Source organism: Bacillus sp. JJ1609 (assembly GCF_036967045.1).
Taxonomy (GTDB): domain Bacteria; phylum Bacillota; class Bacilli; order Bacillales; family Cytobacillaceae; genus Mesobacillus.
Genome location: NZ_JBALSS010000007.1, coordinates 20,679 through 34,951, shown reverse-complemented (window position 1 = coordinate 34,951; position 14,273 = coordinate 20,679). Strand labels below are relative to the sequence as shown.

General features: G+C 38.9%; 16 protein-coding genes, 1 pseudogene and 1 riboswitch. Of the genes and pseudogenes, 15 read left to right on the top strand and 2 right to left on the bottom strand.

The window, feature by feature from the left end; all coding sequences use genetic code 11:
- The first annotated feature begins 11 nt into the window (after positions 1 to 11).
- The 5 genes and pseudogenes from V7654_RS07885 (at position 12) to V7654_RS07865 (ending at position 3,217) form a co-directional block, all read left to right on the top strand.
- Positions 12 to 392, top strand: a pseudogene (locus V7654_RS07885) (YunG family protein).
- Complete coding sequence (locus V7654_RS07880; protein ID WP_335429744.1) at positions 376 to 1,029, top strand: pyridoxine/pyridoxamine 5'-phosphate oxidase; 654 nt, start codon at positions 376 to 378, stop codon at positions 1,027 to 1,029. The pseudogene V7654_RS07885 and the gene V7654_RS07880 overlap by 17 nt, the downstream one beginning before the upstream one ends.
- Positions 1,030 to 1,217: 188 nt before the next feature.
- Complete coding sequence (locus V7654_RS07875; protein WP_335429742.1) at positions 1,218 to 1,910, top strand: RNA polymerase sigma factor; 693 nt, start codon at positions 1,218 to 1,220, stop codon at positions 1,908 to 1,910.
- A gap of 21 nt (positions 1,911 to 1,931) precedes the next feature.
- Positions 1,932 to 2,510, top strand: coding sequence for an ATP-dependent Clp endopeptidase proteolytic subunit ClpP (gene clpP / locus V7654_RS07870; protein WP_335429740.1), 579 nt, complete (start codon positions 1,932 to 1,934; stop codon positions 2,508 to 2,510).
- Between the two features lie 206 nt (positions 2,511 to 2,716).
- Entirely contained in the window at positions 2,717 to 3,217 is a 501-nt protein-coding gene (locus tag V7654_RS07865) for a GNAT family N-acetyltransferase (protein WP_335429738.1), read from the top strand.
- A gap of 97 nt (positions 3,218 to 3,314) precedes the next feature.
- Here V7654_RS07865 and V7654_RS07860 read toward each other — a convergent pair whose 3' ends face one another.
- Positions 3,315 to 3,755 carry an SRPBCC family protein gene (locus V7654_RS07860; RefSeq protein WP_335429737.1) on the bottom strand — a complete coding sequence of 147 codons (441 nt, stop codon included), beginning with the start codon at positions 3,753 to 3,755 and terminating at the stop codon, positions 3,315 to 3,317.
- A gap of 279 nt (positions 3,756 to 4,034) precedes the next feature.
- On the opposite strand from V7654_RS07860, the gene V7654_RS07855 reads away from it, so the two are divergent.
- The 6 genes from V7654_RS07855 (at position 4,035) to V7654_RS07830 (ending at position 9,975) form a co-directional block, all read left to right on the top strand.
- Entirely contained in the window at positions 4,035 to 5,210 is a 1,176-nt protein-coding gene (locus V7654_RS07855) for an aminotransferase class I/II-fold pyridoxal phosphate-dependent enzyme (RefSeq protein WP_335429736.1), read from the top strand.
- A gap of 88 nt (positions 5,211 to 5,298) precedes the next feature.
- Positions 5,299 to 5,403: riboswitch (SAM riboswitch) on the top strand.
- 140 nt (positions 5,404 to 5,543) lie between these two features.
- The gene (locus V7654_RS07850; RefSeq protein WP_335429734.1) at positions 5,544 to 6,593 is read left to right on the top strand and encodes an LLM class flavin-dependent oxidoreductase; all 1,050 of its coding nucleotides are present in this window, start codon (positions 5,544 to 5,546) and stop codon (positions 6,591 to 6,593) included.
- Between the two features lie 120 nt (positions 6,594 to 6,713).
- Entirely contained in the window at positions 6,714 to 7,676 is a 963-nt protein-coding gene (locus V7654_RS07845) for an ATP-grasp domain-containing protein (protein WP_335429733.1), read from the top strand.
- A 200-nt stretch (positions 7,677 to 7,876) separates the two neighbouring features.
- Positions 7,877 to 8,701, top strand: coding sequence for a pentapeptide repeat-containing protein (locus tag V7654_RS07840; protein WP_335429731.1), 825 nt, complete (start codon positions 7,877 to 7,879; stop codon positions 8,699 to 8,701).
- A gap of 173 nt (positions 8,702 to 8,874) precedes the next feature.
- Positions 8,875 to 9,381, top strand: coding sequence for a GNAT family N-acetyltransferase (locus V7654_RS07835; protein WP_335429730.1), 507 nt, complete (start codon positions 8,875 to 8,877; stop codon positions 9,379 to 9,381).
- A gap of 129 nt (positions 9,382 to 9,510) precedes the next feature.
- Entirely contained in the window at positions 9,511 to 9,975 is a 465-nt protein-coding gene (locus V7654_RS07830) for a GNAT family N-acetyltransferase (RefSeq protein ID WP_335429729.1), read from the top strand.
- 74 nt (positions 9,976 to 10,049) lie between these two features.
- Here V7654_RS07830 and V7654_RS07825 read toward each other — a convergent pair whose 3' ends face one another.
- Positions 10,050 to 10,892 (bottom strand): DUF2785 domain-containing protein, encoded by an 843-nt coding sequence (locus V7654_RS07825; RefSeq protein ID WP_335429728.1) that lies wholly within the window; start codon positions 10,890 to 10,892, stop codon positions 10,050 to 10,052.
- 520 nt (positions 10,893 to 11,412) lie between these two features.
- On the opposite strand from V7654_RS07825, the gene V7654_RS07820 reads away from it, so the two are divergent.
- The 4 genes from V7654_RS07820 to V7654_RS07805 all read left to right on the top strand — a co-directional run bounded on the left by V7654_RS07820 (position 11,413) and on the right by V7654_RS07805 (position 14,074).
- The gene (locus tag V7654_RS07820) at positions 11,413 to 11,625 is read left to right on the top strand and encodes a hypothetical protein (protein ID WP_335429726.1); all 213 of its coding nucleotides are present in this window, start codon (positions 11,413 to 11,415) and stop codon (positions 11,623 to 11,625) included.
- Positions 11,626 to 11,784: 159 nt separating this feature from the next.
- Positions 11,785 to 12,084 (top strand): hypothetical protein, encoded by a 300-nt coding sequence (locus tag V7654_RS07815; RefSeq protein ID WP_335429724.1) that lies wholly within the window; start codon positions 11,785 to 11,787, stop codon positions 12,082 to 12,084.
- A gap of 568 nt (positions 12,085 to 12,652) precedes the next feature.
- Positions 12,653 to 13,258, top strand: coding sequence for a hypothetical protein (locus V7654_RS07810; protein WP_335429722.1), 606 nt, complete (start codon positions 12,653 to 12,655; stop codon positions 13,256 to 13,258).
- A 171-nt stretch (positions 13,259 to 13,429) separates the two neighbouring features.
- Positions 13,430 to 14,074 (top strand): YczE/YyaS/YitT family protein, encoded by a 645-nt coding sequence (locus tag V7654_RS07805; protein WP_335429720.1) that lies wholly within the window; start codon positions 13,430 to 13,432, stop codon positions 14,072 to 14,074.
- Positions 14,075 to 14,273 lie beyond the last annotated feature (199 nt).

Here is a 14,273-nt window from a genome sequence, read left to right as displayed (position 1 = left end):
GGATATATAGTATGAGTGACGGGGATACAGGAAGAATAGAGAGAATGAAGCGTGCATTGGTCAATTCGTGGTCAATACAATCTAGCAGTAAATGAAGTATGGTCAATCCGGCAAAGGGTCAATGCGGAGTTACAGCCTTAGTTGTCCAGGATTTCCTGGGCGGAGAAATTAAAAAAACAAAGGTGAAAAACAGTTGGCATTTTTATAATGTCATTGCTGGCATGAGCTATGATTTTACAGCAACTCAATTTGATGAAATCATTGATTACACAGATGTCCCATCAAATAGGGATGAGGCATATCTTGATACTAATGATGCTCAATATTGCTACTTAAAGCAAAAAGTAAGCTTTTATTCAGAGAAGGAGGGAGATGATGGATCATATCAATAAAAAATTGCGTGAGTTAAAAACACTTGAAGGTCCTTTTCCTTCCTTAAGTCTAGACTCCCTTCCTAAAAGTCCCTACGATCTTTTTCTGAAATGGTTTGAATCTGCTGTTGAAGCTGATGTTCGAGAGCTTCATTCTATGACCCTTTCAACGGTGGACGAAAATGGTTATCCGGATGCTCGTATCCTGATTTTAAAAAACGTGGATGAAGATGGCTGGTATTTTGCCTCAAGCTCAAACAGCAGGAAGGGTCTCCAGATTCAAAACAATCCCAAAGTTAGCTTAACCTTTTATTGGGCGGCAATCGGCAGACAAGTGCGTATTAGGGGAACGGCAGTTGATACTGGCAGTGAAGCAAGTGCAAAGGATTTCCTTGAACGTGGTAAAGTTGCTCGTGCAATCGCGCTTACTGGAAAACAAAGTACTATTTTAAATAAAAAAGAGCAGTTAGAAGATGAAATCAGTTTACAGCTTAATAGGATAAATCGGGAGCCAGGCCTTGTGTGTGCTGAATGGACCTTATATCGGGTGGAGGCTGATGAAGCAGAGTTTTGGCAAGGTGATGAGGAGCGTAAGCATACTCGAATCCATTACAGTTTCACTGATGGTGAATGGGTAAGAGGGCTTTTATGGCCATGAAAAAGGACAGCATTTTTACTGAGATAAAATTTATACATAACATCAAATCAGTTTTTCCCCTCATATAATGCTTGAAAATGATTTAGAATCGTAACCTTATCTTGTAATATAAAATATTTTTTCAGGGCGTATCTTTTTCTCTCCCTTCATTCGTTATAGGGGCAGAGAGGTTTAAAGGAGTGAACAGAATGCAAACCGACAAGCGATTGGTGGCCGAGGAAGCACTGGAGGAGCCGAAAGAATACATCGGGATTACTCAGTTTTATCCCCGCCTGCAGCAGTATTGTCAATTCCTGACTCAAAATGGCTGGGATGGTGATGATCTGTTTCAAGAAACGATCATTAAGGCAATCAGGCACTATGAGTCAACCCAAATTAATTCAGCCTTGCTGAAAAAAATTGCGTACCATCATTGGGTGGACACGATCAGGAAGCGGAAGCATGAGGTACCAGGGATTCCTGAGTATTTTACAGGGCTAGAGAGTGCTCCTGCTCAAAACAGCGCGGCTGAAACGGTTGAGCTGTTGTTGGAAAAAATGACACCTAAGCAGGCAGTTATTTTCATCCTTAAGGAAGCATTCCGATTTCAATCACCTGAGATTGCGGGTCTGCTAGGGATGACTGAAATGGCAGTAAAGGGCTCGTTGCATCGTGCGAGAAAACGGCTTGAAAAAGAAGGGACAATTCGTGAGGTGGACTCATTCCAAAATGAAAAGGAAGAAAAACTCCTTTCCAGCCTGCTGAGCGAATCTCTTCAAGCTCAAGATCCAACGGTCCTGTTAGAAAATATACATGATATCCCATCTCTTTTTGCTGCTCCAAAAATGGCTATGGCCATGCATTCAAGTACTTCTCTCTCTTCTTTCAAAATGGCAGCCTAACCAGAAAAGGGAGGAAATATCATGGGTACAATTCCATATGTTATCGAGCAATCAAACAGGGGAGAAAGGTCTTACGACATTTATTCTCGACTTTTAAAAGACCGGATCATCATGCTGGGTGATGAAATCAATGACCAGGTGGCAAACAGTGTCATCGCTCAGTTGCTTTTCCTTGAAGCGGATAATCCAGAAAAGGATATTTCGATTTATATTAATAGTCCTGGAGGTTCAACTTCAGCTGGTTTCGCTATCTTTGATACGATGGAATATATCAAACCTGATATAAGCACGATTTGCATCGGAATGGCAGCTTCATTTGGAGCGATGCTTTTACTCGCAGGTACAAAGGGGAAGCGATATGCCCTTCCAAACAGTGAAATCATGATTCATCAGCCGCTAGGCGGAGCTAGGGGGCAGGCCACTGAAATTGAAATTTCAGCTCGAAGAATTCTCAAGCTTCGTGAGCATATAAATTCAATCATCTCTGAGCGGACCGGGCAGCCGCTTGAAAAAATCGCAAAAGACACAGACCGTGATTATTTCATGAGTGCACAGGAAGCCCTTGGATACGGGATCATTGATAAAATCATTACGAAATAGTTACTGGGACTTTTAGCATTCCTGTTTAAAAAATGAGCTGTTCCTCGGCTCATTTTTTTTTACATTTATTCTTATAAACCATTAAAATGGAATTATAGTCATCAGGATGAATTTCATACTAGAGTTCTTAATAAATCATCATTTAGAAAAATATAGTAGAGAAAAATCTTAGAATTAACGAAAGAACTTAAACCGGAGGAAAGTGTATGAAAGTAGAAATCAGACAAGCCGTAGATAGTGACAGAGATATTTTTATTGAGTATGCAGTTAAATTAAGTAACTTCAATCGAAAAAACCATAATAGCGAATGTACATACGATAATTATGAAGATGTAATGCATTCAATTAAAAGGAATGCTCTGGAAACTTTTAATAATAGGAATGAAGATACCTTGATCCTTATAGCAGAATTAGAAGGCACACCAGTCGGATATGCATTAGGAAGAATTTTTGAAGAAAATGAAGCAGCAGATAATGGAACAGGCAGGATGGGTCTTTTTGATGAACTTTTTTTGGATGATGCCGCTAGAGGACATGGTCTGGGACAAAGACTATTAGATGAGACGGTAAATTGGATGAAAGAAAGAGGGATTAATAGAATTAAATTACATGCTTATTCATGGAACGATCATGCGAAAAAATTATACGCAAGAAATGGCTTTAAGGAATATGCAGTATCCTATGAAACATTTATAAAGTCAATTTGACCTTTGATTTGACATAGTAAGCAAATATTCGCCACATAATAGGGTATTATTTTCTTTATGTATTGCCTAGAAATAATACCCTAGTCATTTTTACTTCTTAATGAACCAATGATGCTCTCAAATTACTCACGCCATTTTCCAAATATCCTTTTAAACAAGTTAACATATATACCCAACCTTCTTTTTGCTGGAGCATTTTATTTACTATTTCAGGGTCATCTGCTTTCAAACCAGATTCGTTAACCTCAACGATGGTACTCGTAAAGTCTAGCTCTTTCAGAGTGATTGTAACAATTGTTTCTTGATTTTCTGCTCCCCAGGAAAACACGATTTTCTTATTTTCCTCGACTTCCAACACAAGGACGGAACCTTCTGCATTGTATTCATCATACCTCCAGATAATTGTCTTTCCCGGTTCCATTCTTCCTGTTCCGGATGAAAACCAGAAATTAGCCATCTTTTCTGGGTTTACAAATGCTTCAAACACCTCATGAGCAGGTTTTGAAATTTTCATTTTTGTAGTAACGTGAGTATCCATAATTGTTTTACACTCCTTCTATATTTAACGTTTCTATCATTTTATCATGAATAAAAGCTTGAATCCTACAATGGACAATGAGGATAATCTTATGCCTTTTGAAAAAACAACAACTGATTGGCTTGTACAGAAGACTTTATTAAGTTAAAAATTCTGAAGAATAGAAAAAGATTCTGGAACTGTAAATGTGAGACTGTTATAATCGAATTTATATTTTAAAAAGTTAGAATTCTCGAAGAACAACAACATGACGTAAATTCACAGTAAAGGGGAATGTCCATGAATCTCTTCGGATCAGAAAAAATTAGAAAAATGACCTCCAGCATCTTTCAGGAGGTGGTAGATCGAAAGCAGGCTGCTTTTTTGAAAGGGAAAGATGTCATCGATCTTAGCATTGGGAGTCCGGATTTCCCGCCACCATCTTTTGTAGTTGATACCCTGGTTGAATATTCGAAGGATTCTGGAAGATACGGGTATACATTGAAAGGAATCAGTGAATTCAATGAGGCGGTTAAATATTTTTATCAACAGCGTTATGGTGTTGAATTGGATGATAAAAATGAAGTCCTGCAACTGATGGGGTCTCAGGATGGACTTGCTCATCTTGCCACAGCGATCATTGATCCAGGTGATTATGTACTTGTACCGGATCCCGGATACCCAATCTATGAAGCTAGTGTTACAATTGCAGGCGGGCTCATCCATCCGATGCCTTTACTTGTGGAGAATAAATTCCTCCCTAAACTAGACGAAATTCCAGAAAGCGTCTTACAAAAAACGAAAATGATGGTTTTAAGCTACCCAGGGAATCCTGTAACAGCGCTTGCTGATCAAAGCTTTTTTGAAGAGGTTATCCAGTTTGCCAAGTTCCATAATATCCTGATTGTCCACGACTTTGCATATTCTGAGCTCATCTATGACGGAAACCCGCAAATCAGTTTCATGTCAGTGCCTGGTGCAAAGGAAGTAGGAGTAGAGTTCAATTCGCTCTCGAAAACGTTTAATATGGCAGGCTGCCGAATTGGCTATGTGGTAGGCAATTCACAAGTCATTGACATTCTGGCTTCTTTTAAATCACATATCGACTATGGGATCTTTTATCCGATCCAGATGGCAGCAGTTGCTGCTTTGACTTCTGATTATTCGTTTCTAAAGGATCAGGTTAGGCAATATGAAGCTCGTAGGGATGCTTTAGTTTTTGGATTAAGAAATAGCGGATGGCAAGTTGCTAATTCTCCTGCAACGATGTTTGTATGGGCAGAAATCCCTGCAGGTTGGAAATCCCGTGATTTTGCCTTCGAGTTGATTGAGCAGGAAGGCATTGCAGTCGTCCCGGGTGACGCTTTTGGCAAACAAGGGGAAGGCTATGTAAGAATTGCGATGGTACAACCACCTGAGAGACTAACTGAAGCAACCGAGCGGGTAAACCGGTTCATGATGGAGCATTCATTATAATAATTAAAATATTTCGAATTACGAATTGACTTTTATTTAAATTTAGAATATTATCCCTTTATTAAACTAAAATTTAATACATAGTTTCTTCTTATCAAGAGAGGTGGAGGGAAAGGCCCTGCGAAACCTCGGCAACAGGTTCAATTTGAACACTGTGCCAATTCCTGCGAACTTTTTGTTCGAAAGATGAGGAGAGAGTTTTGGTTAGCTCTCTTCTTTGTGAAGGGAGCTTTTGTTTTGGGGAGACTTTTGTAAGTCTCTATCTTTTTAAAAACAATCCCAACTTAATGTGTTGGTAAAGTAGAGATTGCGTGAGCGGAGGAGAGATAAGAGATGAAATATGGATTTTGGCTGCCGATTTTTGGCGGATGGTTAAGGAATGTTGAGGATGAAAAGATGCCACCGACTTTTGATTATGCCAAAAGCGTCATACAATCAGCAGAGCAATGGGGGTATTCTACTACCTTAATTGCCGAACTGTACTTAAATGATATTAAAGGGCCGGAGCATGATTCACTTGAAGCGTGGACCACGGCTGCCTCACTTGCTTCTGTTACGGAAAAAATAGAAATAATGGCTGCAGTCCGTCCTGGTTTTCACAACCCGGCAATCACTGCAAAGATGGCCGCGAATATTGACAACATCAGCAAAGGACGTTTCACTCTGAATGTCGTTTCTGCCTGGTGGGAAGAAGAAGCTCGCCAGTACGGAGGCATTTTTACCGAGCATGATGAGAGATATGAAAGGACCACTGAATTCATAGATATTCTAAAGGGACTTTGGAGCGAAGAAAGTTTTTCGTACGATGGAAAATTTTATCAACTGAAAGATACAAAGCTTTTTCCGAAACCGGTTCAGCGTCCAAATCCAATTTTGTACGCTGGCGGTGAAAGTGAGAAGGGGAAACAGACGATTGTTGAGAAATGCGATGCTTATGTGATGCATGGAGGAACGGTTGAAGAAATTCAGCGGAAAATTTCCGATATGAGAATTCGTAGAGCTGCTACGGGAAATGCAGAACTGTCGGAGTTCGGAATGGCCGCATATGTCATTTGCCGGGATACCGAGGAAGAAGCGCACGCTGAATTAGCGCGAATCACGAATGTAAAAGAATCTAGCGCCTATGCAGGATTTAAGGATTTTACGAGCAAATCCCAGCTCGAACAGCAGATCCAGCTTCAGGATTATTCCGTATCAAATCGCGGTTTGCGGCCAAATTTGGTGGGCACACCAGAGCAGATTGCGGAACGGATTTTACAATATGAAGAGGCAGGACTAGGATTGCTTCTCCTGCAATTCTCACCTCAGTTAGAGGAAATGGAACGTTTCGCCAAAGAAGTGATGCCACTTGTCGAGGGAAAAAGAGATATTTTAACGGTTTGATGGAGAATTATTTTCTCAGCGTGATATTTGAGTTGTTTTTTTCTGAGAAATTAAATTTGGTATAGAAGTCATTTTAATTTTAAAAAATTCAACGTGTAATTTATTAAGGAGCGAATGAATTTGAGCAAAGTATATGTAATTCATGAAAATAACGAGTGGACAGTACATTTGACAAAGAGACTTCAAGAACTGGGTGTGCCGTATGAAGAATGGCATCTTGATCAAGGAGTGCTGGATTTAACAACGGAGCCGCCTGAGGGAATTTTTTATAGCAGGATGAGTGCATCGTCCCATACAAGAGGGCATCGCTATGCACCTGAATATGCTTCGCAGGTTTTAGCATGGCTGGAAGCTCACGGACGGAAGGTGCATAACGGAACAAGGGCTCTTGAATTAGAAGTAAGCAAGGTCAAGCAGTATTTGGAGTTGAATAAACATGACGTCCGGACTCCCAAAACAATAGCGGCTGTAGGAAAAGACCATATTTTGGAGGCAGTGAGGGCTTTTGAAGGAAGACCGTTTATCACAAAGCATAATCGGGCAGGGAAAGGCCTGGGTGTCCAGCTGTTTCAATCAATTGAAGCATTGAAGACATATGTTGAGGGAGCTTTCTTTGAAGAACCGGTTGACGGCATTACTCTTATCCAGGAGTATATCCTTTCGCCTGAAAGCTATATCACTAGATGCGAGTTTGTTGGCGGTGAGTTTGAATATGGTGTTAGAGTTGATACATCAGAAGGATTTGAATTGTGCCCCGCAGATGCATGCCAGATTGGTGATCTTTTCTGCCCTGTAGGGGAGGAAGTCGAAGAGAAGCCAAAGTTCCAAATCATCGAAGGATTCAATGACCCTATTATAGAAAAATATAAAAAGGTACTTGAAGCAAACAACATCAGTGTAGCTGGAATCGAATTTATCCGAAATGGACAAGGAGAAATTTTCACCTATGACATAAATACAAATACCAACTATAATTCAGATGCTGAAGCAAAGGCAGGGAAATTTGGCATGCTGAAGCTAGCGGAATTTTTAGAAAAAGAACTTAAGGCAGAATATAAAATTAGTAGAAATTTATGTGGTTAATGAGCAACAACTGATTGGAAGTTGTGTATATGTTCTTATTAATCATGAAGTTAAAATTTAGCCTCGGTATTGTACCGAGGTTATTTTTGTTGGAAAGATACGAGGGGATATATAAAGGAAGTGTTAAGTTATTTGTTGAATTCATATTTAACAATATAAAAACTGGATTTTTGTAAAGTTTATTAGAGGAAGTGAAAGATGTGCCTAACCAATTAAAGATTGATAAACTAAAAGATTTACGTGCTGATTGTACAAATTGTTTTGGTTTGTGCTGTGTAGCATTGCCATATGCGAAGTCAGCTGACTTTGCTTTTGATAAAGATGGTGGTACTCCCTGTCAAAACCTGCAAAATGATTACAGCTGCAGCATCCATAAAAACCTTCGCAGCAATGGTTTCAATGGGTGTACGGTATATGAATGCTTCGGCGCTGGCCAAAAGGTTTCCCAGGTGACGTATAGAGGGAAAGATTGGCGAGAAAATTCTGTATCTGCAAAGGAAATGTTTGATGTGTTTCCCATCATGCAACAGCTTCATGAAATGCTGTGTTATCTGCATGAGGCGCTTTCTTTTAAGGAAGCAAAGCCATTCCATAACGATTTATTGTCTGCCTTCGAAAAAACCGAAATCCTTACTAACCAGGATTCTTCTGCAATTCTAAGCCTGGATATTCCAGCCCATAGGGCGATAGTGAATGATTTGCTTTTACAGATCAGCGAATTGGTCCGTTCAAAAGTTAGAAATAAGAAGCAAATGCCAAAACGAGGCAGCAGTTTTATAGGTGCAAAAATGCGGCGTACTAACATGAGAGGAGCAAACTTACGAGGAGCTCTCCTTATTGCAGCTGATTTGAGTGAAGCAGATTTAAGGGATTGTGATTTTATCGGGGCCGACATGAGAGACACCGATTTAAGCGGGGCAGATCTAACAGGAAGCTTTTTCCTCACGCAGGCACAGGTTAATTCGGCTAAAGGAGATACATATACAAAACTACCGGCAAGTTTGCTACGTCCTCAGCACTGGTAAAATAGAGACATTAAAGGAGTTGAGAAGATGACCGCTCTGATTATTCTAATTGCCAGTATATTTAGCGTTCTTGCAGTTGGATATGGAAGTAAAGTTTGGAATGAGAAGAAAAAATGAATCACTCTCTTTTATATTGTTTTCATAAAAAAAATGACTAAGGAAAGAGGGTTAATATGAGTGCTCCAATCCTCAGCACAGAAAGATTAATTTTAAGAAAAATGAACCAACATGATGCAAATCATTTATTGGAAATATTTTCGGACCCTGAGGCCATGAGATACTATCCTTCCACAAAAAATGATAACGAGACGAGGGAATGGATTAATTGGACTTTAAACAATTATGCTAAATATGGTGTAGGTCTCTGGATTGTTGAGGATAAAGCGGCAGGTGATTTTCTTGGTCAATGCGGAATAGTGCCTCAGGAAGTTGATGGAGAAATAAAAATGGAAATTGGTTATCTATTTGTTAGACGTGCATGGGGAAAGGGATATGCCACTGAAGCGGCAATGGCTTGTAAAGAATATGGCTTCGAGCACTTAAACCAAAGTGAGATGATCTCATTGGTAGATGTTCATAATATCCCATCCGCCAAGGTTGCTGAACGAATCGGCATGTCCGTAAAAAAGCAAATCAATAAATGGGAAAAAGAGATACTTGTTTACTCTGTATTAAAATAAGTAGTCATTATCTCTTTAATGTTAAGTTTTTTAAAGCCTATTTAATATAGAAGATGAATACAAGTGATCTAAAAGCCTAATAAAATTGTTGTTCAAGAACTTATTTTAAAAATAAAATGGGAGGTCAATATGAATCAAACTGTAACCTTCAGATTAGCCAAAGAGCAAGACCTTGACCGAATAGTTGAAATGCTTGCAGATGATATTTTAGGAAGTAAGAGGGAGTGTTATCAAACACCTCTTCCCGACAGCTATTTTCACGCTTTTCGTGCGATCCAATGTGATCCGAACAATGAATTGGTTGTGGCATGTCTTGGTGATCAAATCATTGGTGTGCAGCAAATTACTTTTACCCCATATATTACCCATCAGGGTGGTTGGAGGGCTACGGTTGAAGGTGTAAGGACTTCGTCATCACACCGTGGTCTTGGTTTAGGTAGCAAAATGATTCAATGGGCAATCCAACGGGCGAAAGAGCGAGGGTGTCATCTAATTCAATTAACTACGGATAAAAAGAGACCTGATGCTAAACGGTTTTATGAGCAGCTAGGTTTCACGGCAACACATGAAGGGATGAAATTAAAGCTGTTATGATATTTATAGTAAAGATAGAAAAGAAGGTTAAAAATAACAGCCGCAGTGGACTCGACTGCGACTGTTTTATTGGATTAATTCTCATGCAATGTTTCCAAAATCTCTATGATTGTTTTCCTCGTGCTAACCCCATCGTTTTTAAACATCAAACGAAAGTACAAGGTTTTCAAAAAGTTGCTTAGATTAGTCTTTTTTCTAAAGTAGGATAAAGAAAACCCGTTTGGATTACGAATTTCATTAAGATAATCAGATAGACTGAAAATCCATTTTTCTAGAATTCTCTCATCCATTCCCTTTTCTAAGAGAGCTTCAATTGAATAAATGAGTCTTTCATCCTCGCCGTCAGTGTAGACTGCTTCCTTAAATAAACAGCTACTTATCGTATCAAGGCAGTCGTTAACTATGCCCATCTCAAAGAGGGGATGCTTGATCGCTTCATCCAATAAATCTGCACCATGAGCAATGCTATGTGCCCATCCTTTACCCTCAACATATCCCCGGGTATCTGTTTCTTCTTGCAAATAAAACATGCTGCACTTGATTGTACGTTTGGTAAGTTCCGTGGACAGGAATTGATTCTCTCGGTCTTTTCCTAAGATAAGGGCAACAACAAGGGAAGAAAATGCTCTGGTGAAAACTGTATCATCATCCTGGCTTCCGATGCTTAAAAACAGATGCTTCTCATCTAGACAGGTCTCTATTAAATAAGTCATCTGTTGTTCGTTAAGGTAATCTCGCTGTATTAAATAGTAAAATGAAGTATAAATCAGCTTGTCTCTTAACTCAGGGTCGGTAGAACCTATATGGTTTACCATTTGCTCAATTAGTTGATTGAGGTCTTTACTTTTAATTTTTTCCGGCTGCTTAAAATCCAAGTCTATTAGTTCTGATTTTAATAAAAGAGCTGTTTGTTCCATACTCACCAATCCTAAATTAAGATAATTACATTTTAACATAATTTTCCTATAATTGCTTACATAAACAGTGATTACAATCCAAACCTTGATTTCAGGGTAGAGAATGAGGATAAAGCAGAAGTTGCTTCATTCATGAATAGCAAGGCAACCCAATAACAGCAATTACGGAGGTTTTTATGTAAAGGCAGAAGCTAGAACTGTTACGAGCGTTTTCAAAGAATTTAAGCCTGATGTATTTGTTGATGTACACCACCGTGGTTTTAATACGTTAACAGAGGAAGATAATCGTTCCGTACCAATTCAGGTTGCTGCAGTAGTAGCCGATCCTTACACGGATCCATTCAGTGGTAAACAGTACGAAGTGGATGAAGATGTTTAGAAGCTTGGAAAGCAGGTTAATGCACTTTCCGCTCAGGCGCTGCAGAGAGGATTCTCACACTTTGGAGCCATTCAGAAGTATCCAGATGTAAACCTTCCAGGAACCGCCCTTGGTGCGTTTGCCTTAAATGACGCGGCCATTATGCTGATTGAAATTAAAGGTCAGAGCCAGACGCTTGGCCAAAAGCAGGCGGGAATGCTTAAAGAGACTGTAAAAGTACCACTTTTTGAAGTGTTCAGGGGACTTGCAGATGGTTCTATCCATGACGTAGACACAGCATATTATGATGCAATCCCAGAATCACAGAATCGAATCGAAGATCCTACAACACGAGAAACTGAGAAAGACTTTTAAATTTATACACTGAAAACCCCTGAAGTTTAATATAACTTCAGGGGTTTTTCTTGCATGGGCAATTCGTAATTCGTAAAACGGTTGGGGGGCATTTACATACAATCATCTTCTCTGATTAAAATGCAGTTTTTTTCCATAAGCTAAGCTCGGGTGATGAACATGGAAAAAATACTTCATATCCTTTTATGGATTGGCTGCATTGGATTATTATCCTTTGCTTACGAGGATTATCTTTACGCTGAATTTTCGCTGCAAAAAAATCAAGGAACCATAACCGAAAAAGGTGTAGAGAAGGTTGTAAGCAATATATATGGAAATTTTGGAGTCGAAAACCAATATTGGCTCCAGCTTGATGGTGAAAAATTAGTTGTAACAAGAGCTGTTTACCAATCTGTTGAACCCAATGACGCGGTAAATGTGAGTAGAACGAAACATGGTACTTTAATTCAAAAGCAATAAAAGAAAGAAACTCCTTTTTCCCAGGAGTTTCTTGTTTTGGTTTATAAAAGTGTTATCTTAGCGATTCAGGACTTAACTTCCTTGCCGGAGCTAAGTAAAAATAGGATGGTCCATTCGATACAAAAGATGGTCAACCCTAGCACAAAATCAATCAATCTGTTTCTCATTACTACCAACTCCTTGTTGTTAGTACATGAGTAATTATAATTCCGAAAAGGGCATCATTATCGTTTTGGAATTGATCATTTGGTGAACAAAAAGGGGACAAATAGTGAATAAAAAAAGATGGTTCTCTTATGCTGAGAACCATCTGCTCATTTACCATGTATCGCCGTGTTCTTTCTTTAAGGCTCGCGTTTTATCAGTCCATTGCATTTCAATCGAAGAACAGTATATTTTTAAATGGTGATCATGGATCCTAACTAATCATAACTTGATATAAAGATTAGTGTCGGCTGCTGCACACTTTTTTAATTCGACAAACAGAGAAGATAGAAGAAGGAATTTAGTTGGATTGGAAGAATAAGTAATTATAAATGTTAATTTTATAAAAAAGAGGAGGATCAAAATGAGTTTGAATCCCCGTCCAACAGTCCATTATAATGAACAACTTTTTCCGATTGATGAACAAATTTGTGCTCTATTAAAACAACGCAAAGCTCTTTCTAACAACAATCCTGGTCTTCCGTCTAGTGAAGTGATCTCTGTGTGGGGTGCAAAATATGAGCTTTATGAAGACTACTTAAATCAGTTGTTCGAGACTATGAGATATGAGAACCTATTTAAATCTCGAATAGAGCCTGCTGGATACAGAAAGCACCTATCTGTTTTAAATTCGGTTGAAAATGGTGAACGCATATATTCCGTTACAGTTATAAAGCAATACCAGAATGCTAGTGTAATACAACTTCATATCGATTGGGATGGAACAAAGGATTCGCCAATCGACACACTTCATAAACATCATAACAATACATTTGAATTATATTTAGGGAAACAATACGATTGCAGGCAGGACCGAGCAGGAGGCTCAACAGGTTATTATACATACAATTTCATTGTTTCACCTCCGGTACCTGACGATATTTCAGGACTTGACTTAGTATTTAAAGAATATAGCGATACCTTAAAGGAAAAGCCAACAGGACTTGAAATTGTAATGCATTTAGATTAACTGTTACTAACAGGAGTAAAAGTTAAATAAGATGTTTGGAGAGGCAGCATCTTTTTTACCGATGCCTAATTTTAAGAGGACAAATATACATGGTTTGACTTCTGCGGACCTTGTTTTCGCATTCTTAATGATCAAAAGTAAGATAACCTATATCTGTACAGAGGTGAAAAGGTGGGTATTAAATTTATAAGGTATATTCTATTTTTCTTAGGATTAATTTTCTTTGGTCTTGGAAACGCCATCGCAGTGAAGGTGAAATTTCTTGGACTTCATCCATGGGAAGTTCTGAATGTAGCACTTTTTCAGCGTTTTGGTTGGACAATTGGAACTTGGAGTGTTGCATGTGGCTTACTGCTTGTCCTTGTTTCTTTAGTGGTGGATCGCAGGTATATTAGCATCGGAACGTTTTTAAATGCTCTCTTGATAGGTCCTATTATGGATTTTTTCCTGTGGCTGAACATTCTTCCTCAAGCTACGCCGTATCTTTGGGTTAATCTTCTGTTGTTATTATTAGGAATCACCATTACAGGAATTGGTGGTGGAATGTATGTGGCTGCCGGAATTGGGGCAGGTCCGCGCGATGGATTCATGCTCTCCATTTCTGATAAAACTAGATTATCTGTAAGTCAAGCCAGGATCATTGTAGAAAGTATAATATTGGTAATTGGTTATTTTTTAGGCGGTCCGGTATTTATTGTTACGTTCCTCTATACATTTTTTCAAAGTCCCATATTCCAGCAATCATTGAAGATATTTAGAACATTGATTGAAAACCTGGAGACGAAAAAGAAGGGGGATATCACGATCAGTTTGTAGCTGCATTTACTTAAGTTTTTATAATCTTCATATTGCAGTAACAATGCTAATCGTTAACCAATGTGCGATCAACTTATATCTTCACATTCGAAAAAAAACGGAAGAAAGCATCTGTCCGGTTTACTAGGAAAATGAATGACAGTTTAACGTGAATACAAGACTGCAAATCTAGTCGACTGCCTAAAATAATAAGGAACCC

What these genes read in the sequence shown, in the direction of transcription:
- V7654_RS07880 (WP_335429744.1), top strand. Translation starts at nt 376, where the DNA reads ATGGATCATATCAATAAAAAATTGCGTGAGTTAAAAACACTTGAAGGT.
- V7654_RS07875 (WP_335429742.1), top strand. Translation starts at nt 1,218, where the DNA reads ATGCAAACCGACAAGCGATTGGTGGCCGAGGAAGCACTGGAGGAGCCG.
- clpP (WP_335429740.1), top strand. Translation starts at nt 1,932, where the DNA reads ATGGGTACAATTCCATATGTTATCGAGCAATCAAACAGGGGAGAAAGG.
- V7654_RS07865 (WP_335429738.1), top strand. Translation starts at nt 2,717, where the DNA reads ATGAAAGTAGAAATCAGACAAGCCGTAGATAGTGACAGAGATATTTTT.
- V7654_RS07860 (WP_335429737.1), bottom strand. Translation starts at nt 3,755, where the DNA reads ATGGATACTCACGTTACTACAAAAATGAAAATTTCAAAACCTGCTCAT.
- V7654_RS07855 (WP_335429736.1), top strand. Translation starts at nt 4,035, where the DNA reads ATGAATCTCTTCGGATCAGAAAAAATTAGAAAAATGACCTCCAGCATC.
- V7654_RS07850 (WP_335429734.1), top strand. Translation starts at nt 5,544, where the DNA reads ATGAAATATGGATTTTGGCTGCCGATTTTTGGCGGATGGTTAAGGAAT.
- V7654_RS07835 (WP_335429730.1), top strand. Translation starts at nt 8,875, where the DNA reads ATGAGTGCTCCAATCCTCAGCACAGAAAGATTAATTTTAAGAAAAATG.
- V7654_RS07830 (WP_335429729.1), top strand. Translation starts at nt 9,511, where the DNA reads ATGAATCAAACTGTAACCTTCAGATTAGCCAAAGAGCAAGACCTTGAC.
- V7654_RS07825 (WP_335429728.1), bottom strand. Translation starts at nt 10,892, where the DNA reads ATGGAACAAACAGCTCTTTTATTAAAATCAGAACTAATAGACTTGGAT.
- V7654_RS07820 (WP_335429726.1), top strand. Translation starts at nt 11,413, where the DNA reads ATGCTGATTGAAATTAAAGGTCAGAGCCAGACGCTTGGCCAAAAGCAG.
- V7654_RS07815 (WP_335429724.1), top strand. Translation starts at nt 11,785, where the DNA reads ATGGAAAAAATACTTCATATCCTTTTATGGATTGGCTGCATTGGATTA.
- V7654_RS07810 (WP_335429722.1), top strand. Translation starts at nt 12,653, where the DNA reads ATGAGTTTGAATCCCCGTCCAACAGTCCATTATAATGAACAACTTTTT.